Raw genomic sequence first — 23,346 nt, 5'->3', positions numbered from 1 at the left:
TCCGAAGCGACGGGCTACCGGGCAACTGCGTTTCCTGTGGCCGGCGGGTGCGGAGCGCCACGCGGACGTCGCCACGACGAGCAAAGGCCCGACCGTCATCGACGGTCGGGCCTTTGCTCGCCCTGGCGCTCGCGGTTCTCGCGTTCGACCTGTTAGGTGACTCGCTCCGGGACTACCTAGATCCTCGACTCACCCGACGCGGTTAGACCGGCACGACAGCTGCCCGGCGTCCCATCCGAAGCGACGGGCTACCGGGCAACTGCGTTTCCTGTGGCCGGCGGGTGCGGAGCGCCACGCGGACGTCGCCACGACGAGCAAAGGCCCGACCGTCATCGACGGTCGGGCCTTTGATGTGACGCTCAGCGCACGGGGAACGACTGACCAGACCACGTGGTGAACACTCGGAATACCATGGACATCGCAGCGTTGCGTGAGCCGGCCACGACGATGGGAATGCTCGCAGGCGTTGCATCGGCGAGGACGTGGTGGGCGTGGTCGGGTTCGAACGGACCTTCCGGCAGGTAGCTCAGTCCTTTACCGACCGCCTCCAGCTCCGCCTCGGTGCGGGTGCAGGCCGCGAAGAGCCAATCCCGGACGTCCTGCTTCGACATGCCGGCGGAGGCGAAGAGGTCGGCGTGCTCGGGGTTCATGATGATGCCGACCGCCGAGTGGCGGAATATCCAGGGCCCGGTGCGGCGAATCGTGTCGGCGAAGTCGCGAAGCACGTCCTCGGGGCCTTTGAAGCTCCGGTTGTCGACGAACTCCATGGTGCGAAGCAATGTCGCGCTCACGGCACTCTCGCCGGGCGCAAGTCCGCATTCGACGGAGAGGGGCGGCCACGGGCTCTCCTCCTCGTCCTCCGCGACGCACACCTGCCAGCGCCCCGGTACTCCCTGCGTCGACTGGTCGAGCTCCTGCGGACGGATGCCGAAAGTGTTGCGGACGGTGAGTCCGATGGCGCGCGGAATCGTCGCGTTCGGTCGGAACCCCGGTCCGAGCACGCCGCCCGCGTTGTTGATCCCGAGTTCGTGGCGAATCGGACCATTGACGACGATGAGCGGCGACGGGCCGCTGGTGCTCTGGAAACCGCCACCGCGAGCCGCGCGCTCCCCGGAGAGCGCGTCCCACGCGGCCAGGATCACCGGGAAATGCTCCGGTCGGCACCCCGCCATCACGGAGTGAATCGCGACATCACGGACAGTCGCCTCGCGGCCGAGTGGGACGCTCCGGGCAACGACCTCATCGGCCGCGCGGTCGGTGTGCCGCAGGAACTCCGCGACAACGGGCTCGGTGGCAGGGACAAGGGGAAGCCCGTCAGACCAACCCTGCTCGTAAAGGTGCTCGATGACTGCGGTCGCCGCGGCGGCGTCCAGCGTTGTCGTTGCTGCAGTGGTCATGCGGCGCTCTCCTCGCCGGCGAGGAGATGCGTGCGCACCGCTGCCGCCAGTTGCGCGCCACGCAGATCAACCTCGTCGCCCACGAGGTTGGCGATCGGGTGCGCCGTGCGCAGGTAGGGGAAATCCGGTCGCCCCTTCACGCTCGCCATAGCGGACGCGGGCACCGCGAAGGCGTCGGTGCAGATCACCGCGGTGGGGATGCCTCGACTCTCGAGCATGATGCCGTCGGCGACTGCCGACGCGCTGCATGAGCCGCAGTCTCCGACGCCGATGACGACGAGGTCGCATTCCGCTGACAGCCGATCGAGAAGGTCGTCGGGAAGCGGGAGGGAGAAATTCACTTTGGTGACGGGTACGAGGTCTCCCACACCGTCGGAACGCTGCAGGCTCGCGCCGATGACGCCGAGCAATGCGGCCGCGTTCCGCTTCGTGTTCTCGAGTAGGCCGACGCGCAGACCCTTCAAGCTCGTAAGGGCCGTCGCGGTGCGGTCCGAGTTCGAGGCCCCGGCCTTTCGAGCACTCGCGGTCGGGTCGATGATGGCATGAACCATGAGATGCTCCGTCCGATTGCTGATGACGCAGCCCATTCTGCCGCCGCGTGGAGCGAGCGCTGCGGGTCATTCCGGGGGGCGGAACAAGGGGTGTCGCGATGCATTCGGCGCGGGGTGCACGGAGTGACACGACGTCACGGGTTCGAACCCGTCGAGCCAGGTGCGGAGGCCGCGCCGCTTCCACCCGATGGAAGCGCGATCCGGGTGGGCCGGCGCGGCGTGATGGGCTGGCCGAGCCGCACACGGGCGGCAATTGTGCCTTAGGAGAATCAATGACGATCATCGATGTTCACGCTCACGTACTGCCAAAGGACTACCCCGTCGGGGAGGCGTTTCCGCGGACGGCGCCGATCGATGGCGACAGCGCACGCGAGGTGTTCTTCGGAGCGTTCCACTACCGCGCGGAGGATATCTGGTTCGACGTCGAGCGTCGTATCGAGGCGATGGATGGCCGCGGCGTGGACGAGGAGGTCATCTCACCGATGCCGCCGCTGTTGAACTATTCGCTCGACCTCGAGGCCGGGACAACGCTGTTCCGGCACATCAACGAGTCGATCGCGGGCTACGTGGCGGCCGGTGGTGGGCGTATCCACGGCCTCGGGACCGTTCCGCTTCAGGACCCCGACGCGGCCGCCGCTGAGCTGACGCACATCGCCGAGCTGGGCCTTCGAGGAGCCGAGATTCCGTCGCACGTCAACGGAAAGCCGATCGGCGAGCCCGAGTTCTACCCGGTGTTCGAGGAGGCTGAGCGGCTCGGTCTCGGTCTCTTCGTCCACACGCTGCCTCGGGCTGAGGAGCTGGGTATCCACCCGGACTACCGCGGCTCGCTGGGCGTGGGCATCGAAGCCACGCGGGGCGCCGCTTCGATCGCGTTCGGCGGCCTTGCGGATCGCTGCGCGCTGGACAACCTCCTGTTCAGCCACGCGGCCGGCGGCCTGCCTGCGTTCCTCCCGCGAGCCGACTTCTTCTGGAGCCAGGCCCCGGAGGACCAGCGCACCGCTGAGCCGCCGAGCGCGATCGCCCGGCGCTTCTCCTACGACTCGATGGTCTTCGACCCGGCGGGGATGCGGTTCATCATCGAGTATCTCGGTGCAGACCGGATCATGCTCGGCACGGACTTCCCCGCGATGCCGCGGCCGATGCCGATGGCATCGCTGCTCGATGGGCTCGGCTTGAACGATCACGACCGGGAGCTCATCTCGTCAGCGAACGCTCGCCGGTTCCTTTCGCAGAGTGCCGCTGCCGTCTGAGGCTCAGCCGACGAAACGCCCCCACGACGCTCGGTGCGTCGTGGGGGCGTTCTTCCTGGTCCCGGAGCTCCGTGGCCTGCGGCGTCAGGGGATGATGATGATCTTGCCGCGCACTCGGTTCGACTCGCTGGCACGGTGCGCGTCGACGATCTCGTCGAGGGGGATCACGAGGCCGATCTCGACCGAGAACTCACCGGCCGCGATCAGCGGCTGCACGACGGCGACCGCCTCGGCACGCTGTGCCCGCTGCTCCCCCGTGAGGGGAACAGCCGACCCACCGCCGTATGCCGTGATCCCGCGCGCGTCTGCCTTCAGCCCGGCGGCGGCCGATGCGAAGCGCGCGGGGTCGACGAGCGCGATCGAGTCGAGGGCTTCGTCTGTGCCGGCGAGGTCGAGAATGACGGTGAAGCCGGCCGACGCGGAGTCGCGAAGCCGCTCCAGGAGTCCGTCCCCGTATCCGACGGGGGTGGCGCCGAGCTCGCGGATGCGGTCGAAGCTCCGCGGCGAGCCGGTTGCTACGACCTCCGCGCCCCACAGGCGGGCGAACTGGATGGCGGCCTGGCCGACAGATCCGGAACCCGCGTGGATGAGGATGCGGTCCCCGTCGGTCACACCGAGGGACTTCAATGCCTGATACGCCGTCCCCACCGGGATCGGCAGTGCCGCGCCCGTCTCCCAGCTCACCTCAGGCAGCTTGCGGGTGAGGTGCATCGGTCTCACCAGGGCGTGCGTGGCGGCAGCTCCCTGTGTCCAGCCGAAGATGACCTCGTCCGCCACCGCCCAGTCGGTGACGCCATCCCCGATCGCCGTGATGACGCCGGCACCATCGTGTCCGACACCTCGCGGTGCCTCGGGCGCGGCGGCGCGTGCCCCGGAGCGGACCTTGGTGTCGAATGGGTTGACGCCGTGGGCGCGCACTTCGACGAGCACCCAACCCGGGTCTGGGACGGGGACCTCGCCCTCGGCGACGTGGATGACCTCAGGGCCGCCGAGTTCGGCGTACTGTGCAAATCGAGACATTTCGCCATTTAATCACGACGCCTTGGGCAGTCACGGCCGCTTCCGTGGTACGGAATGCTCAGACGCGCCGACACCTAGGCCCTGCGAGCATCGGACGAGCGAGGGTGGCCATCCGTGCCGCTCAGACCTTTGAGGAGGCCGGAATGCCCGACACCGCCGCGATCGGGGAGGCGTTCGCCGACCTGCGCGAGACGCTCGCATTGGACGGCTTCGCCCTGTCCTGGAAGCTCAGCGAGGAGACCCGTGCGAACGGCGAGATCGCCGCCGGCTCCGCCTCATGCGCCGATTGCCTCGTGCCGGCGCCGGTACTTGAGGCCATCCTGCGAACCCCGCTGTCCGCGACCCCGTTCGAACTCGCCGAGGTGCGTCTGCCATGACCGAGACCGCTCCCTCCCCGATTCTGTACGAGCTGCCCGAAGAGGTTCGGCAGACCACGGTGCTGCAGGAGTTCATCGACTGGGTGGCGGATCGCCGCGGCATCCGGTTGGACGGCTACGCCGACCTGTACAAGTGGTCGGTCACTGACCTCGACGGCTTCTGGGAGTCCGTCTGGCAGTACTACGACGTCCACTCCGTGACGCCGTACACCGCGGTGCTCGCCGAAGAACGGATGCCGGGAGCCGTGTGGTTCCCGGGGGCCCGTCTCAACTACGCCGAGCACGTGCTCCGCGGTGACGGCAGTCGGTGCGCGTTCGTCGCCTACTCACAGACGCGCGAGACGCAGGAGTGGACGGTCGACCGTCTGCGAGACGAGGTTGGCCGAATCCGTACGGGACTGATCGCCGCCGGCGTCGGCAAGGGCGACCGTGTAGCGGCGTACCTCCCTAACATCCCCGAAACGATCGCCGCCGAGCTGGCGACGGTGAGCCTCGGCGCAGTGTGGGCGACGTGCGCGCCAGAGTTCGGCACGTCGAGCGCGATCGACCGGCTCGGAATCATCGAGCCCACGGTGCTGTTCGCGGTCGCCGGCTATCGCTATGGCCGCAAGGACATCGACCGCACGGCCGAGGTATCCGAGATCAAGGCGGCGATCCCGAGCATCGAACACCTCGTCGAGGTCGCCTACCCGGAGCATCGACTTGAAGGAGCAGCGAAGTACGAAGACTTCGGCAGCGGATCGGCCGCCGACCTCGCCTACGAGTACGTGCCGTTCGACCACCCGCTCTTCGTCATCTTCACCTCGGGCACCACGGGGAGGCCGAAGGCCATCACGCACTCGCACGGCGGGGTCCTGCTCGAGCATCTGAAGAACCACGGCCTCAGCTGGGGTCTACGCGAGGGCGACCGGCTTTTCTGGTACTCGACGACCGCGTGGATGGTGTGGAACAGCCTCGCGTCCACCCTGGTCCTCGGCGCGTCGGTTGTGCTCATCGACGGCGATCCGACCTTCCCCGACTCGCGCGAATTGTGGCGCCTGGCCGAGGCGACCAACCCCGACGTCATCGGCATGAGTCCCGCCTATCTGCGTGGCAGCCGCGCCGAGGGCGTCGAACCGCGCAAGGAGTTCCACCTGCCGCGACTCAAGCAGTACTGTGCGGTCGGCAGTCCGTTCCCCCTCGACGGGTACCAGTGGGTCCTCGACCAGTTCGGCCCGACGGTACTCTTGAACGTCGGCAGCGGCGGTACGGACGTGTGCAGCGGCATCGTGCAGGGTGCGCCGCTCGTCCCCGTGTACGAGGGTGAGATCTCGTCCTCGGCCCTCGGCGTCGCCACCGCCGCATTCGATGAGCACGGGCAGCCGTTGCTCGACCGGCCGGGTGAGCTCGTCATCACGCGCCCCATGCCGTCTATGCCCGTCGGGTTCTGGGGCGACACCGACGGCTCGCTCATGCACGACGCCTACTTCGACACATACCCGGGCGTGTGGCGCCACGGCGACTGGGCGATCTTCCACGAGACCGGCGCATGCCACATCACCGGCCGTTCCGACGCTACCCTCAACCGGGGCGGCGTGCGGCTGGGAACGAGCGAGTTCTACCGGGTGATCGACGGGATCGAGAGGATCGTCGACTCGCTTATGGTGTTCATCGAAGGAACCGGGGACAAGACCGAGACCGGCGAGCTGCTGCTGTTTGTCACGCTCGCTGACGGTGTGACGCTGACCGAAGAGCTCAAGGCGACTATCGCGAGGACGCTGCGTGCCGAGCTCTCCCCTCGGCACGTCCCGGATGCGATCCACGCGGTGCCGATGATCCCGCTCAACCGCACCGGCAAGAAGCTCGAGATTCCCGTCAAACGCCTCCTGCAGGGGCGTGCGCTCGGCGACGTCGCCCAGGCGGGCGCGCTCGCAGAGCCGGCTTCCCTCGACTGGTTCGCGAAGTTCGCGGTCGGTCGCCGCGGGTAGCCGCTGCGGAGAGGAAGTCGAAGCCGTGCAGGAGGGCTCTCGGCTCGAAGCGTACCGTGAACGCGCGTCAAACGGACGCCGCCAGCGCTCGCGCCGCGCACCCGCCCGCGGGAGACTGTCCCGTGCGCCGACATGGGACTCGACACGTCGTTGAGCGCGAGCTTCCCGACCGGGCGGGGAGGACCTCCTAGCGTGCGGAGCGCATCGGCCTGGTTCGCGCCGTCGATCGGATCGATAACCCGGTGGAGCGCCGTCCGCGGCGGCGCGTTCCCGAAACTTCGCCCAGATCGCATTTAGCGAGGCGCTCACCGCGGTCGCTCATATCGGCGAAGAAGCGCGCGAGCGCCTCCGATATTCTGAAATCCGCACAAACCGCATCGACGCGCGGATCAGGCGCACGACGCGGACATGCACCATGAAGTCCGGCAAGGTCGCTTCGATCGCTCGGGCCCGGTCAGCCCGTCGCACCAGATGAGGAGCACGTCGCGCACGTCCCCGTTGGCGAGCTCCGCACCGCCGCCCAGAACTTCGGGCCCTTCGTGTGCTGCGACCATGGTGGCGCTCGCCGAATGCCCCGCTTCTGCTCGGCGGATTCCAGCAGTACTTGGACAAGCATTGGAGCCCGGAACAGGTCGCCCACGAACTCGCGGTAACGCACGGGCGGCCGATCGCGGTAGAGACCATCTATCAGGCCCCCTACGGCCCCAGGCGCGTGATCGCGCGGGACGCGAGCGCGGTGCTGCGCACCGGCCGGCCGCACCGGCGGCCACGTCGACGCGGCGACACCGTCGACCACGGTTTCTGGTGCCGATCACCCGATCGATCAGCGACCCGACGAGGGTCTCGAGCGCGCCGAGCCGGTCCACTGGGAAGGCGACTGCATCGTCGGTGCGTTCAACCTCTCGGCGATCGGTTCTTTGGTCGAACGCACCTTCCGATACACGATCCTGCTCCACCTCGATGGCGATTCGCGCGCCGGCGCCGTCCGCGATCAGCTCATCGCGACCTTCGGTGCCTGCCTCCGACTTTGCGGAAGTCGCTGACCTGGGATCAGGGCAGCGAGATGAGCCACCACCACACCGTTGCGGAGGCGGTCGGCATGCCGGTGTTCTTCTGCGACCCGGCAAGCCCGTGGCAGCGGCCGAGCAACGAGAACACGAACGGCCTGCTGGCGTGGTCCCCGAAAGTTGGACGCCGTAAGTAAGGGTCCAACTTTGGAGGGGGCAGCCTGATGTATTGGGGAAGCACGTTGAGTCACTCTGTCGCCGTGTCAGCTGCCGACTTGTTCGAGAAGGGGCTCACCGCGAAGTCCGTGGCCATCTCGCTCGGTCTTGCCCTCGCTCGGTCTTGCCGAAATCCGGTTCAGATGTTGTACCAGCGATGGCAACTACGCGGAGTCAGAGCGCTCGTGACCAGAGACCGCAAGCAGTATGACTTCGAGACCCAACTCGAGATCGTGCGACGTCACGTGAGGGGCGAGTCCGGGAGGGCCCTCGCCGAGGAGTTCGACCTTCCATCACACGGTGCGGTCGCCAACTGGGCGGGTAGCTATCGGCGCGAGGGCTAGGACGGGCTGCGCCCGAAGCGGCGTGGCCGGCCGCCGGCCGATCGCGAGAGTCCGCCTCCGCAGAGCGAGCTCGAGGCGCTCCGCACGGAGAACGAACGGCTACGCGCAGATGTCGCATACCTGGGAGAATTGAGGGGCTTGAGATCACAGGAACGACGCTGAAAGTTCAAGTCGTCGAGGATCTCAAGGCGCAGTTCCCCTTACCGATCCTGCTGCAGATCGCCCGCCTTCCCAGGTCGACGTTCTACGACCACAGGAACCGTCTCGGGCACCCAGACCGGCTCGCCGAGCTCAAAGACGCCGTCCGTCGGGCCTTTTGAGGAACCAAAGGGCGCGTACGGCCATCGGCGAGTCCGCGCCGTCCTGCTCCGACAGGGGCGGCGGGTGTCGAAGAAGACGGCGCTCAACTGATGCGAACACTCGGGCTGCAGAGTCCGGTCCGGCGTCGGCGGCGCTACAACACATTTCGCGGGGAGGTTGGACAAGCGGCCGAGAACGCGTTGAGCCGCCAGTTGGCGACAGCGGCCGAGCACACCAAGTGGGCCACGGACGTGACGGAGTTCACCATCGGCATCTCCAAGGTCTACGTCTCTCCGGTCCTTGATCTCTACAACAACGGGGTCATCTCAGTCAGGGCCGGACCTTCTCCGAGCGTGAAGATGGTCACCGATGGCCTTCGTACCGCGACCAAGAGTGTGAAGTCTGATGAGAAACCGCTGGTTCACTCCAATCAGGGATTTCAGTATCGTCACGCCCTCTGGCGAGACACGCTGCGAGACGCCGGGCTTACTCAGTCGATGTCCCGCAAGGGCACGTGTCTCGACAATGCCGTCATCGAGGGCTTCTTCAGCCACCTCAAGGCGGAATGGTTCCGCATCCGGCAGCCCGGAACCATCGACGAATTCCACGCGGGGCTGACCGAGTACATGAGCTAGTGGAACACCACCCGCATCCAGCAGCGGCTCGGCTACCTCAGCCCGGATGAATACCGCGCCCAAGCCGCGTTCGCGTAAGTTCAATTCCCAGGTCCAACTTTCGGGGACCAGTCCACTCCTGCGTCAGTACTTCCCGAAATCCACCAACCTGTCAATCCACAGCCCACGCGACCTCGCCGACGTCGAGAACGAACTCAACCGACGGCCGCGGATCGCTCTCGGCGATCGAGCCCCAGCGGAGCTCTTCGCGGCCCTGCTAGCCTCACAAAATCATCCCCTGTTGCGATGACTGCTGGAACACAATCCGCGATACTAAGCATCATCTGGCGTCCACGATCGGGACGGAGTTGAGCCGGGAGACGATCTCGAAGATCACCGACGAGGTCCTCGATGAGGTCCTCGCGTGGCAGCAGCGGCCGTTGGAATCGTTCTACCCGGTGATCTATCTGGACGCGCTGATCGTGAAGGTCCGTGACGGCGCGCACGTGCGCAACAAAGCCGCGCACATCGCGGTCGGTGTCGATATGGACGGCGTCAAACACGTGCCCGGGATCTGGGTGCAGGCCACCGAGGGAGCGAAGTTCTGGGCCGGGTCCGCGCGCAACTCGCGAACCGCGCCAACGGGGCTTCGCGTTCGAACTGGCGCTGAGCGCAGATGCCGTGCCTGAACTTCTCCAAGGCGTCGTTGCCGTTGCGCCGCCCGCCGCGAGGAGCGCTCCTCCGAGCAGACGTCAGTTGAACAATGGCACAACTGGGATGGGTTCGACCATATCCTCCGGTGCAACCGCGATATGCTGCGGGTTCTTCGCCCGCAGGCCGCCGTCGACGGTGAAGTCGCATCCGGTGATGAAGCGGGCGTAGTCCGAGCACATCCAGGCCACGGTGTGCCCGATGTCGGTCGGCGTCCCCGTGGAGCCCATCGGAGCCAGCGGCGGTGCCTCCCCACCCCAGCGCAGTGGACGACGCCAGGGCTCGGCTCCCGTGTCGGGCAGGCCAGATCCGCGGGGTCCCGGCTGCTTCGCATCGAGTTCGGGGTTGTCCGGTGTCGGGGCGGTTGGCGTGAACCCATTCACCCGAATACCATACGGCGCGAGCTCCATCGCGGCACCACGCACAAAGTTGTTGACCCCACCCTTTTGGAAGGAATAGGCGATGAAGCCCGCGTTGCCGAGCCAGCCGCTCGACGAGGAAATGCAGACGATAGATCCACGGATTCCGCGCTCGGCCATCGATCGCGCGGCGTACTTCGTATTGAGGAGGCACCCGAGTCCCGCCACACCGACTGCGGCCATGAAGTTGTCGGCGGTCTCGTCGAGCACACCCGCCCAGCCCCCCATCCTCGCCGCATTGTTCACGAGGATGTCGATCTGGCCCCACTCGGCAAGGATCCTATCGATGTACGCCTGGACCTGTGCTTCATCAGTGACGTCACCGCTGATCGCCATCGCCGTCCCGCCATGTGCCGTTATGCGCGCGGCTGTCGCCTCCGCGGCGGACGCCTGCAGATCGACGCACGCTACCTTGGCGCCGTAAGCCGCGAGTGCGGTTGCGATGCCACTGCCGATGTTCGGCCCGGCACCGGTAACGACCGCGACCTTGCCTTCGAGCGATATTTCCATTGCCTTCTCCTTTGATTCGAGGCAGTCGGTGCAGTCCGCAGGTCGAATGCGTTGCAACGCCGAATGCCAAAGCGGCCGGTGGTCTGCGAAGCCCAAGCACCGGCATCCGATACACGGGGGCCTTCCCGCCTCTACCGGCCTGATCTCCGCGGGGGTCGCTGAAGACGGGCACCGGGGACTCCCGGGGGTCGCCCGGGGAAAACGCGCGCGACCCGCTCGAGATGCCGCGGATTCTCAAACTTCCGCCAACACCGCTCGACGACGTCAGAGCGCGACCATCCATGCGTGCACATAGCGACCGCGTCGCCCGCAGATGTGGTCCCCGGCGAAATCACCGGCAGACCGGCCGCAGTGCCTTGCGAGTGCGGTTCGTGGATTCGATGGATCAGATCAGCCAGTTGCGCAACCACCTCGGCTCCTGGCGACTGCCGCACAGCAGGTCTGTTCAGATCTCTCGAACCGCCACCGGGTGGGTACCGCCTTGAGATCATCGAGCCGAGCCGGGGCGCGAATGGATGTCTGGTGTGAGAATGTGGAACGGAGGCAAGTGCGTGCGACGCTCGCTCCCTTCCTCGTAGCATTGAGTACTGCACGATCAGTTGGGCAGCAGTACGACGTTGATCGCCTGTTGGGTCGGTACCTCGCCACCAAGCACAGAGATTGCCAGTGCGACGTCATCAAGCGAGTAGCTGTGCGTTTGCAGAAGCTCAAGCGGGTACTTCCGGGACTCGATAAGCGCGATGGCTTCGTCGATCGACCGCGAGTCTACGCCGCGAGCCGCGAGGATCCGGAGCGACTTCGTGATGAGCTGGTCCGTGCTAATCGACGCGGGCCGTCCGTTCTTCAGCCCGGCGACGACGATCGTGCCGCCAATGCGCGCGACGTCGATCGCGTGCTGAATGGGCGCGAGAGCGATGGGCGTCACGTCGACAACGACATCGGCAAGGCGTCCACCAGTCAGTTCCAGCACCCGAGCCGGCACGTCCTCGATTTCGGCGTCGATCGTCGCGTCGGCGCCGAATCTCGTTGCGACCTTGAGCTTGTGCGCATCCCGCGTAAGCCCGGTGATGATGACTTGAGAAGCCCCGGCCGCCTTGGCGGCCATCGCCGACGCGATCCCACGCTGGCCCGCGCCGAAGATGACGACGACGTCGCCGGATCGGACTCCACCGAGATGCACGGCCCAGCGGATCCCTGCAGCGATCGAGTTGTACATCGCTGCGATTTCTGCGGGGATCGAGGCGTCAATACGGTGGACGATGGAGTTCGGGTGAACGTACATCACCTCGGCGAAGCCTCCAGTCAGCTCCGTGTGCGCCTTGAACGGTCGATAGCCGTAGCCGCCAAGCGGTGCTCGGCATTCTACGTACGTGCGTTCGAGGCACCCCGGGCAAGTCTGGCACGGCACGACGACCTCGACGCAGATCCGGTCGCCGACGTCCACGCCCCAGCGTTCGGCGGCGACTCGGCCAATCGACTCGACCACGCCGAGAGGCTCGTGACCCGGCACGATGCCCATCCATGCTCGCGGGTCCTCACCGCGGACCTGCTCCACGTCGCTACCGCAAAGCCCGGCTGCCTCGACGCGAATGATTGCGGCGTCCTCGCCATGGCTCGGATACGGGAACTCCGTGAGCTTGAGCTGGTTCGGAGCGATTAGAACAGCGGCACGGACGGACTGCACGGGGTGGCACCTCGGGTTTCGTCGTAGGGAGCTCAGGCCGCTCCGCGTTGGAGCTGGAGCCCTCATGACTTTAGGCGCCAGTGGGCAGTCCCATCCTGCCGATTCCGTGGTGCGGAACGGGGGCTTCGCGCTGCGCGATCGACACGTCAGATTCTCCAAGTCGATCTCGTCGCTCTTAACCAGGCCGCGACGTTGCCGTGACGGGCTCGGGACTCGACAACCCGGTAGCCGGCGCCCCGGAAAGCACGCGCGAGCCGGGCGCCATAGGACCCGACGCTTCGATGACGAGGAGCACGCCGCTAACCGCCAGCAAGCTTCTGCTCAAGCCATTGAAATCGGCAGGGTCGGCGCCCGCACCCACCACATCGGCCAGATCCCGGAATGGCGCACCGCCGAAAAGTGCGAGGGGCCAGCCGATTCAAGAGTGAGGACGAGGCGGAGCACAGCACCCAACCTGCAGCCGACCCCAGGCGAGCCATTCCGAGACTTAAAGCCGATTCAAGTTAATGCGGGACATCCAGACCAGGTCGAGCTTCCGTCCCGCGGAACAGCGCGGATCGGGGCGCGACCAGGTCCGAGAACCTGGTGACTGTAGGAGTGCGACGGCGCACGCACCGAGAAGAGGCCTAACCCAGATGATCATCGACTGCCACGCTCACGTGATCCCACACGACTTCCTCGAGGGCAGCCACCCCGCGCATCCTTGCATGGCGCCGGCCGGCGTCGACGGTTCGCGCACGCTGACCATCGGGGACGTCGAGTTCCTCGCATCCCCTGTGTGGTTCAATGCAGACGTCCGCCTCGAGGCGATGGACGCCGCCGGCGTCGACATGGAAGTTGTTTCGCCGATGCCGCCGATCCTGAACTACCGCCTGGACGACGGGGCTGCAGTCGCGATTGCACGGCACGTGAACGAGTCGATCGCGGGGCTGGTCGCCGCCGGCGAAGGCCGTATCCAGGGGCTGGGAACGGTGCCGCTGCAGTACCCCGATCTCGCCGCTGCCGAGCTCCTCGACGTCGTTGGTTACGGACTCCGCGGAGTCGAGGTCGCTTCCCACGTCAACGGAGTCAGCATCGGCGATCCGCGGTTCCTCGACTTCTTCCGCGAAGTCGAACGCCTCGGCCTATCTGTGTTCGTCCACGCGATCGGGTCGGATGTCTCGGACCGCCTTCCGAAACAGGCGAGGACGTCCTTCGGGTTCGCCATGGAAGCGTCGATCGCCACGGCGAGCCTGATCACCGGCGGCACCCTCGAGGCGTGTCCCCAGCTTCGGATCTCGATCAGCCACGGCGGCGGAGGGGCGCTCATGATGGCGGGGCGGGCGCAGTTTTTCGCGACCCGTGAATGGGCTCGCCACGACCCGGAGTCGCAACTCCCCAACGACTCCCCGCTCGGACTGGCACGCCGCCTCTACTACGACAGCCTCATGTTCGACACGAGGGCGATCGACTTCCTGGCGCATCGCGTGGGCATAGACCGGATCCTACTGGGCTCGGACTTTCCCGCCATTTCGCGCGCGAGCCCCGCCGTCGCGCCTCTGACCGACTTCTACGGCGGAGACGAGGGCGTCGCGATCATCGCGGGATCTAACGCGCTTAGCTTCCTGGCGATCGAAGAGTCGGGTCTCTGACTCTTTCTTCGTTCGGTCAGTGTTCGTGGCTGGGGGGCGCCGCCAGATCGAGGGCCCTCTCGAGCTTGCACGGGTTCGAGTCGACGGCGACGACGCGCTCTGCGCTGGCGTACGCCGCACCCTGAAACGCGTTGATCCCGACGCTCGCAGACGCGGATGACGGTCATCTCGCCGGTGCGCGCCCGGCGGCCAACACCGAGAAACCTAGCCCGTCGTAGCCCCACAACTCACGAACGCGACGATCTGGAAGGGTAAGTCGTCGCGAAATTCACGCGCGTCACATTCGGGCCGATCGCCTGCACGATTCCGGCGCCCTCTGGCCTCCGACCATCAGCAGGCGGAAGCGGGTGTCGACCACGCGCAGGGATCGGGCTCAAGCAGCCGGCGGCCGACGTCCCGGTCGGCAGCACGTGCTTCCTGGCGACACGCACCCATTCCGCTGTGCGGAATGGGCGCGTGGATGGGATAGACGCCTCGGTTAGCATTACGGTGCTGATTACTTCTACTGCGATGGGGCGGGAGGTTGCACATATGAGCACGCGAACACAGGGGTCGGTGATCGTGAGGCCTGCGGATCTTAGGGTGTCGTTCTACGAGCCGTGCGGATTCACCGAGAGCAAGGACTTCTCACCGGCGCCACGCGTCGGCAGACTCGTCGGCCTGTCCGTCGGATTGCTCAGCAACCGCAAGCGCAACGCGGATCGGCTGCTGGAGTTCGTCGCCGAGATTCTCGCCTCGCAGCACGGCATCGCCTCGTCGATCGTCGACGAGAAGGAGGCCATGTCGCTCCCCGCGCCGGAGGCGCAGCTGCGGAGCATGGCCGAGCGTGTCGAGGCTCTCGTGGTCGCCGTCGGTGACTGCGGCTCGTGTAGCGCGACGACCGTGATGGACGCGATCGCCGCCGAGCGGTTCGGACTCCCGGCCGTGCCGATCGTGACGGAGCAGTTCCGCTCCGGTGCCGAGATGGTCGCTTCGATCCAGGGCGCGGATGACTTCCCGATCGCTTACGTCGAGCACCCGATCGCCACCCTCGACGATGACGGCCTGCGGGAGCGGGCACAGCGCGCCGTCGACCAGGTGGTCGCGATTCTGACTGCGTGAACCGTTCGTGCCGTCAGGCGGTCCGTCCGACGACACGGGGTTGGACTCTACGGACGTGTACGAGTCGTTTGCCGGGGGAGGCAACGGTATGACGCTGGCTACAACGGATGAGAGCGTCCGGGAGTTGACAGCCGCGGGCCGTGTGCTCGCGGTTCTCGACGTGTTCCGGTCCTGCCCTGGGCCGCTCACACTGTCGGAGATCAGCCGCGAGGCGGGGCTGTCAATGACGACGACCCACCGGCTCGCGCACGAGCTTCTCGCCTGGCAGGCGCTCGAGCGCACCGCTGACGGGCGGTACCAGCTCGGAACCAAACTGCTCGAGATAGTGACGGCGTCGGGCTCCGGCATGCGGCTGCGCGAGCGGGCCCTGCCCTGGCTCGTGCGTCTTCACCAGATGCTGCGAGGACTCGTCGTCCACCTCGCCGTCCGCGACAGTACCGAGTCCGTCTACCTGGAGGCGCTGCGCAGCGGGTACAGCACGGTCGGCATGAACCGGCTGGGCGGGCGGATGCCGCTGCACGTCACCCCGACGGGGCTCGTGCTCCTCGCCTACGCCGACGAAGAGACGCAGCGGAAGGTGCTCGAGGGCCCGCTGCGCGCGTTCACCCCGATCACCGTCACCGACCCGGAGGTCCTTCGGGGCGAGCTGACGCGCATCCGCGAGTGTGGGACCGTGATCACGCAGTCGCAGGTGACGATCGGCACGGGTGGCGTCGCGGCACCCGTCTTCGACGGCGAAGGCCGGGTCATCGCCGCCGTGGGCATCGTCGTCTCGCTCAAGGATCATCGGCCCGAGGAGTACGTCTCACTAGTGAAGGCGACGGCGAACAAGATCTCGCAGGCGCTGGACGCGGCCCGTCGGGACTGACCACGATTCACCCGGAAGCGCTGCAGGCGAAAGAACGCCGGCGCAGCGCTTTCCGGGTGACGAGCCGCTTACTGCGGGAAGGTGAGCGGGAACGGCGACACCCCGCCGCCGTCCAGGGGGATGGCCTGTGCCGTGACGTAGCCGGCGCCCTCGGACGCGAGGAACGCGGTGAGCGCCCCGACGTCGGCTGGGGCGCCCGCTCGTCCGACGGCGATGCGTCCGGAAAGCCTCTCGAGGTTCGCCGCGCGCTCCTCCGCGGTCCGGGCGGTGAGGCCGGCGCGGCTGGTGTCGACGAGGCCCGGGCAGATCGCGTTGACGGTGATGCCCCAGGGGCCCACGTCCATGGCGAGTGACCGCGTGAGGCCGATGACCCCGGCCTTGGACGCCGAGTAGGCCACCGAGTGGGGCGACGCGTCGATGCCCGCCATGGATGAGATGTTGACGATCCGTCCGAAGCGCTGGCGGCGCATGGGGGAGACGGCGGCCTGGCACATCAGGAACGTGCCGGTGAGGTTCACCGAGATCTGCCGGTGCCAGTCATCGGCGGTGATCTGCTCTACGTCGACCCGGTCGGCCCCCTGCGGCGCCGCGGCGTTGTTCACGAGCACGTCCAAGCGTCCGAATTCCGACACGGCGCCGTCGACGAGAGCACGTGCCTCCTCGTGGTGGGAGATGTCTCCGAGCAGGCCCGTCGCCTCGGCACCGAGGGCACGCAACTCCTCGACGAGCGACTCGATTCCGCACCACCCGGAATGCGCGCGGGCGACGCCGCGCGTGTTCGGCACCCCGTCGGGCACGCGATCCGTGACGACGACCCGGTGCCCCGAGTTCGCGAGTGCCAGCGCGATCGCGCGCCCCATCCCGTCGTACTTGCCGCAGCCGGTGACGAGGGCGACGGGCGCTCCGGCCACGCTCAGCCTTCCTCGGGGTATTCGATCGTGATCGCCTCGGCGGGAAGGCTCATCGCTGCCGACAGCATCCCGACCATCACTGGCTTCGGCACCAGGCAGTCGTTGCAGATGCCTTCGCTGGTGGTGATGCGGGCGATGGCACACCGTCCTCGGTGCGGGTCACGGTCAGGCTGTAGCCGTCGAGCTCCAGCATCCGTTCCAGGTCCTCAAGGCTTCCAGGCATGAGCGTTCCTTCGCATTGTTCGTGGGGCGTGATGACCCCATTCCACGCGATCGCGTCGGGATGGGCCGTCGGGATTCCGTGGCGCGGAACAGCTCCCCGCCCCCTTGTCGCCCCCTCTTAGAGTTGCGGCGGCACCAGCCGTTGGTGCCAGGCGCGGCCGGCCGAAGCAAGGGATGACGGATGAAGCAGCAGGACCTCACCGACGTGCTCACGCTGATCGAGGGCTATCACGATCGCGGGCAGACGGACGGCCTGCCGATCGTCCCCCCGGAGCGGCACCTGGTCGACGTGATGGTCGCCTTCACGGGGAGGTCGCCCGACGAGGTCATCGGGGTCATGCCTCCGCGGTACACCGAGCTCACGGTCCGCGACGCGGCGACGAACGCCGTCATGGCCGGGTGTCTGCCCGAGCACCTGCCGGTGGTCCTCGCGGCGCTGGAGGTCATCCTCCAGCCCGACTTCAACCCGATGGGTGTCGCCACCTCGACCAAGGGAGTGGCGCCCCTCATCATCGTGAACGGTCCCATCCGCGGCCGGCTCGCACTCAACGCCCGCGGGAATCTCTTCGGGCCGGGCCCGCGCGCGAACGCCGCCATCGGCCGAGCCGTCCGCCTGGCGATGCTGAACGTCGGAGGCGCGAAGCCGCGCGTGCTGGACAAGACCACGATCGGTCACCCCGGCAAGTACTCGCAGGCGATCGCGGAGGACGAGGAAGGCAGCCACTGGGATCCGCTGCACGTGACCCGGGGGTACAAGGCCGAAGACGATGTCGTGACCGTGATCGCCGTCGAGGCTGCCGCGCAGATCCTCACGCAGTGGCCGACGCGCCCCGAGACCGTGCTCGACACGTTGATCGAGAGCCTCAACGTCGCTTCGCACTACACCTCAGGCGGCCCGACCGAGTGCCTCCTCATCTTCGCCCCCGAGCACCGCGCCATCTTCCAGAAGGCGGACTGGTCGCGCCAGCGCGTGGCCGAGTACATCCAGGAGAACTGCTGGCGCACCGCGGGTGACCTGTGGCAGCTCGAGCGCGACGCTCGCGGGTTCCGCCAGGGTGACCCCCTGGAGTCGAAGGTGTACCTCTTCGGTTCCCCCGACGACCTGACGATCGTGGCGGCCGGTGGTCCGGGCGTCACCAGCACGTTCTGCTGGGGTTTCGCGGACCACCGCCTGCTCGGACACTCGGGCCACCGCCTCATCCAGCCCCCAGCCCACGAATCCCGTGAGGGCTTCCTCGAATCCCTGGCAGGGATCTGACATCCGCCGGCGCGAGCCACGAGGGAGACCTGATGACCGACCCGACTTTCCGAGCCCCCGCTGACCGCCTGCGGTCGACGGACCCCCTGGCTCGACGGCGCGTGGCGCTCGTCGCCGGCGGCGGACTGAGCGGACCACTCGGCGGCATCGGCTTTGCCATCGCCTGGCTGGTCGTGCGGGAGGGGGCATCCGTTGCCGTACTCGACCGTGATCCGGATGCCGGCGCCCGCACGGTGCAGATGCTGCGCGACCTGGGCGCAGACGCGGAGTTTTTCGCAGTGAACATGACCGACGATGCGGACGCGGCCGCTGGGGTCGCCGCTGTCGTGGCGCGGCCGGCCGGATCGACGTCGTGGCCGACTCGATCGGCGGCATGGGGCTCGAGTAGACGCTCGAGGCGACGCCGGAGGAGTGGGGCCGCGCGTTCGATCTGAACGTGATGCACGTGTGGTACCTGCTGCGTCACGCCCACCACCACATTCCCCACGGCGCGGCGATCGTGACGATCTCGTCGGATGCCGCCAAGGCGGCGGGGCCATCCATGCCGTACAGCATCGCGAAGGGCGCGCTCGAGAAGATGACGACCGGTCTTGCGGAGACGCTCGCGCCCGCGGCATCCGGGCCAACGTCGTGCCGGTCGGCATGATCTGGGGCGCCTTCGCCGCGCACGGGATGACCGAGGAGCAGCGCATCAAGCGACGCGACGCCGTCGCACTCGGAACCGAGGGCAACGTGTGGGACATCGCTTCGGCCGCGATGTTGGTGCTCACGGACCGCGAGGTGGATCTCGCGCCAGATCCTCGGGTGGACGGCGGCGGGCTCAAGCCGCGCAACCACGGCCAGGCGGGCACCCAGGCCACCGGAAACGACGCCTGACCCGCGGCGACCGATCGGGTCAGGGCGCGAGTCGCGCCACGGCTGCGATATTGGTGCGGTAGGTGTTCGCCGCGTGCTCCGCCGCCCGCTGGAGGTCGTCCATGTCGCCCGTCACGAAATAGAACCCCTTGCCGGGGACGACCGCCCCGAGCTCGGCGAGAAGCGGCGCCAGGTTCACCGTCGGGCCCATCGAGTGCCCGAGGTCGGCGCCCGTGTGCACCGGGATCGCGACGACCCCGCTCAGCCCTTCGGACGGGTAGCGGTCGAGGAAGGCCTTGAGCACGCCCGTATAGGTCGCCTTGTACGTCGGCGACGCGAAGATCGCCAGGTCGCTCGCCGCGACCAAGTCGTTGAGCGCCGTAACGCGCACCGACTTCCAGTCGAAGATCTCGTCCACGTGGTCCGCGAGCTCGATCACCTCCAGGTCGTAGGGCTGCGAGGCCAGCAGGCTCTCGACGAGCGCCACACCCACGTCGCGCGTGCGCGACCCGGAACGGGGGTTTCCGACGACCACCGAGACCTTGAGTGCCAAGTCTTCTCCTCCGCTGTGATGGGTTGCTGTTGACGGTACCGAGCTGAACGACGCCCCGCCTCCGGTGATCCGCCTCACGGAACGTCGGGCCGCGACCCGGTGCCGCACGCGCTTCGACAGAGGTTCCGTGGCGCGGAAGGCGCTCGGACGGGTGCCGGGGCGCCCCCATACGCTGGCCCGGACACCCCGGACACCCCGGACACCCCGGACACCCCGGACACCCCGGACACCCCGGACACCCCGGACACCCCGGACAGCAGGAGGATGGAACGCCGAATGACCACCGTCACTGATCCGCAGCGACTTCGCGACGTACTGGGCAACTATCCGACGGGTGTCTCGGTGATTACCGGCCTCGCGCCGGACGGCCAGGCTCTCGCCATGGTGGTCGGCACTTTCACCTCGGTGTCGCTTGACCCGCCGCTGGTCGCGTTCCTTCCGATGAAGTCCTCGTCCACGTTCGCCGAGCTGCGCGACCAGGACAGCTTCGTCGTGAACATCGTCGCGCACGACCAGGAGGAGCTCGTTCGTCGGCTCGCGCGGTCGGATCGCACGAAGATGGATGCCGAGGCCTGGGACCGCACGGAGTGGGGCAACCCCGTCCTTCGCGACGTCGTCGCGACCGTCGAATGCGCACGCCACTCGATCCTGGAGGCCGGCGACCATTACATCGTCCTGGGTCTCGTCGAGAACCTGCGGACGCTGCGTCCGACGACGCCGCTCGTGTTCTTCCGTGGGGGCTACGGCGAGTTCGCCGCGAAGTCCTTCGTAGTGCCGGATGGTCGGGGCCTCGCGGGTGCGGTCTCGCACGCGCAGGCGCTGCGAGCCGACCTCGAGCGGGGCGCGTCTCAGTTCGGGGGTGAGATCACCGTCTTCGCGCGGATCTCCGGCGATTCCGTCGCGATCGCGACGGCGACGGAGGCCTCGGCCGCCCAGATCACTCCGCTCGGTACCCGCTACCCGATCGCGCCTCCGATCGGCGCTCAGTATGTCGCCTGGGCCGACGAGCAGGATCAGCAGGTCTGGATCGACAAGGCTGTCGGGGCGACCCCCGCTGAGCGCGAGGCATTGCGACGACGGCTCGAGGATGTCCGCACGCGGGGCTGGGGAGTGAACCTCATGCCCGACGCCGAGACGGACTCCTGGGAGACCGGGGATCAGGCGGATGACCCGAGTGCGATCCGGTCGCGGCACGCCGCGGTCACCCGTCACATGATCGACGCGCACCATGAGGGGATCGACGATCTCGTCGCGGGCGACCGCTATCACGTCATCGGCTTCACCGCGCCCCTCGTGACCTCGGAGCTTGCCCCGCCGGAGCTGTCGCTGCGGCTTCTCATCTATCCCACTCGCTCGATGACGGGAACCGAGATTCTCGCGTGCGGCTCGTCGTTCGTGGCGTTCGCCGACGAGGCGAGCGCGGTGCTGCGCGAGCGGTTCCTCACCCTCGCCGGCGCCTCGTAACAGGGGCTCGCGGCCGGAGAGCTGAGGCGCTCAGACACACGGAAGGCGATCTACGAGATTCGTAAATCGCCTTCCGTATAGAAGGGGTCAGCGGCGGTACGCGCGCGGGTTCACCTCGACGCCGAGCCGCTCGCGGAACGTGTCACCGCGGTAGTCGTGTTGGAAGTAGCCGCGCTCCTGCAGCAGGGGCACGAGTAGGTCGAACATGCGCCGCATGGCCACCGGGATGCTGGGCGGGTTGAGGTTGAAGCCGTCGCACGCCCGGCGGTCGAACCACTCGATGAGGCTGTCGGCGACCTCCTCCGGCGTCCCGACCATCCATCGGTGGCCCATCGACCGCGCGATGTGGACAGTGAGGTCGCCCAGGTTCTTCTCCAGCGCGAGGTCGCGGAACAGGCGCCAGCGCTCCATGCGCTCCGGGTTGTCGATCATCCGCTCGGGCGGGATGAAGTCGGTGAGTTCGAGGTCGCTCACGTCGACGTCGAGCACGCGCGAGACGGTGCGCCGTCCGGCATCCATACGAATGGCGTCGGCCAGCTCCTGACTGAGGGCCTCGGCATCCGCTCGAGTCTCCCCGAGGATCGGCATGATGCCCGGCAGGACCTTCACCTTCTCGGGGTCACGGCCGTTTGCCTGCACACGAGACTTGATGTCGGCGTAGAACTCGATCGACTTCTCGAGGTCGGGCTGAACGGTGTAGATCGCGTCCGCGATGGCCGCGCCGAACTCGATGCCGTGCGACGACTGTCCGGCCTGCACGATGACAGGGTGACCCTGAGGGGGCCGCGGCATGTTGAGGGGACCCTTGACGCTGAAGAACTCGCCGACGTGGTCGATCTCGTGGAGCCGCTCGGGATCGGCCCACAGCCCGCGTTCGCGGTCGTTGACCAGGGCGTCGTCGTCCCAGCTGTCCCACAGTTTCTTGACGACCTCGACGAACTCCGCGCCGCGCCGGTACCGATACTCGGGCGGGGGGAGCTTGTCCATGCTGAAGTTCGCCGCCGCGCCGAACGACGTGACGACGTTCCAGCCGACGCGTCCGTCGCTGAGCAGGTCTAGCCCCGCGAACTGCCGGGCGACCGAGTACGGCTGGGAGTACGTCGTCGACGCCGTGCCGATCATCCCGATCCGCGAGGTCACCGCCGACAGAGCCCCGATCGTCGAGACGGGCTCGTACACCGTTGCCGAGCGCGTGTCGCTGATCTGCAGCCCCTTGGGGTCGTTCGAGTCTGCGAAGAAAACGGCGTGGAGCTTCGCCTCCTCGGCCGCGAGCGCCATGTCGCGGATGAAGGAGAACCGCGCGACCTCATCGGATCGGCTGTGCGGCAGCCTCCACGCATCGTAGTGGTACCCGAAGGGCAGCATGAACATGGTCAGCGCCATCTGCCGTGGTTGATTCGTTGCCATTGAAGGGGAGCCCTTTCCCTGTGCGGACCTGGGTGCGCTCACGCGCGCCGGGCGGCACGATCTCGACGTGCCACTGTCGGCGTTTGTCGTTCTGTATCACGTTTGCGCGGAACCCCGCGATCGGTGGTGTTGTTTTCCGTCAAACGGAACTGCTGCCGTGTGCCCTGGGGACTCGCGGTCCGGTAGACAGTGTGTAGTGTCCGCGCACGTGCCGGGCCGGGGAGTGCGAATGATCAGCGAGTCCGAGGAGCGCGCGCTGCGGCTTGCGGCGCAGATTAACAGGCTTAGCCAGCTCCTGGGGAGGCCGTACGTGCGCGATCACGCCGCGCAGGTCGGACTGTCGCTGACCGAGTGGCGGGTCTTCGTCCGGATCGTGCAGGATCCGGGGACCACCGTGACGCGGGTGTCTGCGGCCACCGGGCTCATTGCGATGACCGTGAGCCGGTCCGTCGCGGCCCTCCGCGAGAAGGATCTCGTCACCGGAGCCCCGGACCCCGCCGACTCGCGACGGATGCTTCTTCGAGCGACGCCCTCGGGCCGGGCCTGCTTCGACCGGTTCGCGCCGTCCGCGGCCCAGTCGATCGGCGCGATCATGGGGGCGCTGAGTGACGATGAGGAGAGCCGTTTCGCAGAGATGCTGGAGCGTCTGATCGCCCTGGCGGATGAGTTGTAGAAGGCGCTGGTAGACAGACCGCGCGCAGATGCTAAC

At 67.4% G+C, this 23,346-nt stretch carries 21 protein-coding genes and 2 pseudogenes; 15 read left to right on the top strand and 8 right to left on the bottom strand.

Going from position 1 to position 23,346, the window contains the following annotated elements; all coding sequences use genetic code 11:
- Positions 1-359: 359 nt before the first annotated feature.
- Both QNO12_RS16520 and QNO12_RS16515 read right to left on the bottom strand, forming a co-directional pair.
- A complete protein-coding gene (locus QNO12_RS16520; RefSeq protein ID WP_257501046.1) occupies positions 360-1,397 on the bottom strand; it encodes a hypothetical protein in 1,038 nt (345 codons plus the stop codon).
- Positions 1,394-1,948 carry a UGSC family (seleno)protein gene (locus QNO12_RS16515; protein ID WP_257501047.1) on the bottom strand — a complete coding sequence of 185 codons (555 nt, stop codon included), beginning with the start codon at positions 1,946-1,948 and terminating at the stop codon, positions 1,394-1,396. The genes QNO12_RS16520 and QNO12_RS16515 overlap by 4 nt, the downstream gene beginning before the upstream one ends.
- A 272-nt stretch (positions 1,949-2,220) precedes the next feature.
- On the opposite strand from QNO12_RS16515, the gene QNO12_RS16510 reads away from it, so the two are divergent.
- A complete protein-coding gene (locus tag QNO12_RS16510; RefSeq protein WP_257501048.1) occupies positions 2,221-3,198 on the top strand; it encodes an amidohydrolase family protein in 978 nt (325 codons plus the stop codon).
- A gap of 84 nt (positions 3,199-3,282) precedes the next feature.
- Here the strand turns inward: QNO12_RS16510 and QNO12_RS16505 are convergent, their stop codons facing one another.
- Positions 3,283-4,218, bottom strand: a complete 936-nt coding sequence (locus QNO12_RS16505; protein WP_257501049.1) for an NADP-dependent oxidoreductase — start codon at positions 4,216-4,218, stop codon at positions 3,283-3,285.
- 143 nt (positions 4,219-4,361) lie between these two features.
- Here QNO12_RS16505 and QNO12_RS16500 point away from each other — a divergent pair, with 143 nt between their 5' ends.
- The 5 genes and pseudogenes from QNO12_RS16500 to QNO12_RS16480 form a co-directional block, all read left to right on the top strand.
- On the top strand, positions 4,362-4,595 hold the full coding sequence (locus QNO12_RS16500; RefSeq protein ID WP_257501050.1) for a hypothetical protein: 234 nt from the start codon (positions 4,362-4,364) through the stop codon (positions 4,593-4,595).
- On the top strand, positions 4,592-6,562 hold the full coding sequence (locus tag QNO12_RS16495; RefSeq protein WP_257501051.1) for an acetoacetate--CoA ligase: 1,971 nt from the start codon (positions 4,592-4,594) through the stop codon (positions 6,560-6,562). Before QNO12_RS16500 ends, QNO12_RS16495 begins: the two co-directional genes overlap by 4 nt.
- A gap of 1,977 nt (positions 6,563-8,539) precedes the next feature.
- Positions 8,540-9,064 (top strand): IS3 family transposase, encoded by a 525-nt coding sequence (locus tag QNO12_RS16490; RefSeq protein ID WP_257501052.1) that lies wholly within the window; start codon positions 8,540-8,542, stop codon positions 9,062-9,064.
- A 106-nt stretch (positions 9,065-9,170) separates the two neighbouring features.
- Positions 9,171-9,353 (top strand): annotated as a pseudogene (locus QNO12_RS16485) (IS30 family transposase); the annotation flags it as partial.
- A gap of 10 nt (positions 9,354-9,363) precedes the next feature.
- Positions 9,364-9,657 (top strand): annotated as a pseudogene (locus QNO12_RS16480) (transposase); the annotation flags it as partial.
- A gap of 138 nt (positions 9,658-9,795) precedes the next feature.
- Here QNO12_RS16480 and QNO12_RS16475 read toward each other — a convergent pair.
- Positions 9,796-10,683: an SDR family NAD(P)-dependent oxidoreductase gene (locus QNO12_RS16475; protein ID WP_257501053.1), complete on the bottom strand. Its 888-nt coding sequence runs from the start codon at positions 10,681-10,683 to the stop codon at positions 9,796-9,798.
- 595 nt (positions 10,684-11,278) lie between these two features.
- Complete coding sequence (locus tag QNO12_RS16470; protein WP_257501054.1) at positions 11,279-12,367, bottom strand: zinc-dependent alcohol dehydrogenase; 1,089 nt, start codon at positions 12,365-12,367, stop codon at positions 11,279-11,281.
- Between the two features lie 506 nt (positions 12,368-12,873).
- On the opposite strand from QNO12_RS16470, the gene QNO12_RS16465 reads away from it, so the two are divergent.
- The 3 genes from QNO12_RS16465 (at position 12,874) to QNO12_RS16455 (ending at position 15,967) form a co-directional block, all read left to right on the top strand.
- Positions 12,874-13,998 (top strand): amidohydrolase family protein, encoded by a 1,125-nt coding sequence (locus tag QNO12_RS16465; RefSeq protein ID WP_285178121.1) that lies wholly within the window; start codon positions 12,874-12,876, stop codon positions 13,996-13,998.
- A 582-nt stretch (positions 13,999-14,580) separates the two neighbouring features.
- Positions 14,581-15,099, top strand: coding sequence for a UGSC family (seleno)protein (locus QNO12_RS16460; RefSeq protein ID WP_257501056.1), 519 nt, complete (start codon positions 14,581-14,583; stop codon positions 15,097-15,099).
- 88 nt (positions 15,100-15,187) lie between these two features.
- Entirely contained in the window at positions 15,188-15,967 is a 780-nt protein-coding gene (locus tag QNO12_RS16455; protein ID WP_257501057.1) for an IclR family transcriptional regulator, read from the top strand.
- A 68-nt stretch (positions 15,968-16,035) separates the two neighbouring features.
- Here the strand turns inward: QNO12_RS16455 and QNO12_RS16450 are convergent, their stop codons facing one another.
- Positions 16,036-16,878 carry an SDR family NAD(P)-dependent oxidoreductase gene (locus QNO12_RS16450; RefSeq protein ID WP_257501058.1) on the bottom strand — a complete coding sequence of 281 codons (843 nt, stop codon included), beginning with the start codon at positions 16,876-16,878 and terminating at the stop codon, positions 16,036-16,038.
- Positions 16,879-17,281: 403 nt separating this feature from the next.
- Between QNO12_RS16450 and QNO12_RS16445 the strand changes: the two genes are divergently transcribed.
- From QNO12_RS16445 to QNO12_RS16430, 4 genes are read left to right on the top strand one after another with little or no spacing between them, the layout of a single operon-like run.
- Positions 17,282-18,358, top strand: a complete 1,077-nt coding sequence (locus QNO12_RS16445; RefSeq protein ID WP_257501059.1) for a hypothetical protein — start codon at positions 17,282-17,284, stop codon at positions 18,356-18,358.
- A gap of 32 nt (positions 18,359-18,390) precedes the next feature.
- The gene (locus tag QNO12_RS16440) at positions 18,391-18,792 is read left to right on the top strand and encodes an SDR family NAD(P)-dependent oxidoreductase (RefSeq protein ID WP_257501060.1); all 402 of its coding nucleotides are present in this window, start codon (positions 18,391-18,393) and stop codon (positions 18,790-18,792) included.
- A gap of 5 nt (positions 18,793-18,797) precedes the next feature.
- Positions 18,798-19,004 carry an SDR family oxidoreductase gene (locus QNO12_RS16435; protein ID WP_257501143.1) on the top strand — a complete coding sequence of 69 codons (207 nt, stop codon included), beginning with the start codon at positions 18,798-18,800 and terminating at the stop codon, positions 19,002-19,004.
- Positions 19,001-19,234 (top strand): hypothetical protein, encoded by a 234-nt coding sequence (locus QNO12_RS16430; protein WP_257501061.1) that lies wholly within the window; start codon positions 19,001-19,003, stop codon positions 19,232-19,234. Before QNO12_RS16435 ends, QNO12_RS16430 begins: the two co-directional genes overlap by 4 nt.
- Positions 19,235-19,253: 19 nt before the next feature.
- On the opposite strand, the gene QNO12_RS16425 is transcribed toward QNO12_RS16430, so the two are convergent.
- A complete protein-coding gene (locus QNO12_RS16425) occupies positions 19,254-19,766 on the bottom strand; it encodes an NADPH-dependent FMN reductase (RefSeq protein WP_257501062.1) in 513 nt (170 codons plus the stop codon).
- Between the two features lie 276 nt (positions 19,767-20,042).
- Between QNO12_RS16425 and QNO12_RS16420 the strand changes: the two genes are divergently transcribed.
- Positions 20,043-21,230, top strand: coding sequence for a flavin reductase (locus tag QNO12_RS16420; protein WP_257501063.1), 1,188 nt, complete (start codon positions 20,043-20,045; stop codon positions 21,228-21,230).
- Between the two features lie 87 nt (positions 21,231-21,317).
- Here QNO12_RS16420 and QNO12_RS16415 read toward each other — a convergent pair whose 3' ends face one another.
- Positions 21,318-22,637 carry an LLM class flavin-dependent oxidoreductase gene (locus QNO12_RS16415; RefSeq protein WP_285178118.1) on the bottom strand — a complete coding sequence of 440 codons (1,320 nt, stop codon included), beginning with the start codon at positions 22,635-22,637 and terminating at the stop codon, positions 21,318-21,320.
- Between the two features lie 229 nt (positions 22,638-22,866).
- Here QNO12_RS16415 and QNO12_RS16410 point away from each other — a divergent pair, with 229 nt between their 5' ends.
- Positions 22,867-23,310, top strand: coding sequence for a MarR family winged helix-turn-helix transcriptional regulator (locus QNO12_RS16410; protein ID WP_257501065.1), 444 nt, complete (start codon positions 22,867-22,869; stop codon positions 23,308-23,310).
- Positions 23,311-23,346 lie beyond the last annotated feature (36 nt).

Source organism: Microbacterium sp. zg-B185, from assembly GCF_030246885.1.
In the GTDB taxonomy this organism is placed as follows: Bacteria; Actinomycetota; Actinomycetes; order Actinomycetales; family Microbacteriaceae; genus Microbacterium.
The sequence above is the reverse complement of the archived record's forward strand: the minus strand, read 5'-3'. Positions and strand labels throughout refer to the sequence as shown.